Here is a 1,735-nt window from a genome sequence, read left to right as displayed (position 1 = left end):
CAAGGAACTTCGGCAAGGAGGCCGCCATGTATGCCGGCTTCGTCAATGCCAGCGGCGACTACGTGGCCGTGATGGACGCCGACCTGCAGGACCCGCCGGCCCTGCTGCCGGAAATGATCAAGATCCTGGACGCCGGCGAATACGACAGCGTTGCCACCCGGCGGGAGGACCGGAAGGGGGAGCCGCCAGTCAGAAGCTGGTTTGCCCGCAAGTTCTACAAGATCATCAACAAGATCTCTGATGCCGACGTGGTCGATGGGGCCCGGGACTACCGCCTGATGAAGCGGGACATGGTCGACGCGATCGTGGAAATGAGCGAATACAACCGCTTCTCCAAGGGGATTTTCGGCTGGGTCGGCTTCAAGACCTACTGGCTGCCTTATGAGAACGTGGAAAGAGTTGCCGGCGAGAGCAAGTGGAACTTCTGGAAGCTGTTCAAGTACGCCATCGACGGGATCATCAACTTCTCCCTGGTGCCGCTGAACCTGTCTTCCTGGATGGGTTTCCTTATGACCGGGCTGTCCTTTGTCATGCTGGTCGTGATCATCCTGCGCAAGCTGATCAAGGGGGACCCGGTAGCCGGCTGGGCATCCTTGATCTGCGTGGTAATCTTTATCGGCGGCTTGATCATGCTCAGCCTGGGCGTGATGGGGCAATACCTGGCCAAGGTCTACATGGAAAGCAAGCACCGGCCGCACTACATTTCCAGCGAATCAAACATCAAAGACGTCAAGAAAATCGACTGACGAAGATAAAGCGCCTGCTACGCAAGCAGGCGCTTTTTTTGATTCATTTTGCAGATTATTATAATTGTATCGCAATTATTCTTGCGGATGATAAGTCTTTTTACTGTAATTCTTATAACTTTTGTGTCATAATGAGAGGCAAAATTTTGAAGGAGACATTTGATGAAGGACAAGAGCGGAATGCAGTGGCAGGATTATGGCCTGCTGACCGTGATATTTTTGTGCCTGGCGCTGTTTGTCGGCGTCGCGGCTCAAAGCAGCTACGCTTATTACAAGCGGGCGGAAGAGCAGCGGGCCCTGCAGTCGGCCAAAGTAGTGACCAAGTCGCTGACGCCCAACCTGGCGCAGGCAGAAAGCATCAGCCGGGAACTGGCGCAGACGACCGTTGACGAAAACGGCCGGGTGACCAATTTCGCTAAAAGAAGCCAGCAGCTGGCGGCCATCAATTACGTGCAGGGTCTTTACCTGGTCACGGCCAAGGGCAGCTGGCGGGCTGCTTCCGGCGTCAACGCCGAAATGCGGGCGGCCTATGCGCAGTTTTCCAAAGCCGCGGTCCGCGCTTACGCCGTGCGCAAGCACAGCGTGGTCATGCAGGGGCCGGTGACGCTCAAGGGCGGGGAGACAGGGCTGATTTTTTACCGGCCGGTCTTTGTGAAAAAGCAGCTGTGGGGCTTCGCGATCGTCGCGGTCAAGGCCGACCTGCTGTTGAAGGCCAGCCTGGAAAACCTGGACCAGTGGGACTTCAACTACCGCTTGTTCAAAAGCTCAGTCAGCAGCCGGAATTACCGCCTGATGACCCGGTCCAAGGCCGCGGTTGACCAGCCGGTGACCTACCGCTTTAGGCCAAGCAAGTCCAGCGGAACCTGGAAGATCTACGTTTCGCCCAAGGGCGGCTGGAGCTACCGGAACCGGAGCCTGCGCGTGGCCGTGTACGCGGCCCTGCTGGCCGTCTGCCTCTTTGTCCTGGCGGTCGTGATGACGATGCGCCA

The 1,735-nt window shown here is 57.3% G+C and carries 2 protein-coding genes; both read left to right on the top strand.

The window, feature by feature from the left end; translation table 11 throughout:
* A partial coding sequence (locus lacNas_RS11075) for a glycosyltransferase family 2 protein (RefSeq protein ID WP_201346868.1) occupies positions 1-746 on the top strand: 746 nt, incomplete at its 5' end.
* A 162-nt stretch (positions 747-908) separates the two neighbouring features.
* Positions 909-1,735, top strand: an 827-nt coding sequence (locus lacNas_RS11070) for a hypothetical protein (protein ID WP_201346867.1), incomplete at its 3' end; no start/stop codon positions are given.

Source organism: Lactobacillus nasalidis, assembly GCF_016587775.1.
Taxonomy (GTDB): Bacteria; Bacillota; Bacilli; order Lactobacillales; family Lactobacillaceae; genus Lactobacillus; species Lactobacillus nasalidis.
The sequence above is the reverse complement of the archived record's forward strand: the minus strand, read 5'-3'. Positions and strand labels throughout refer to the sequence as shown.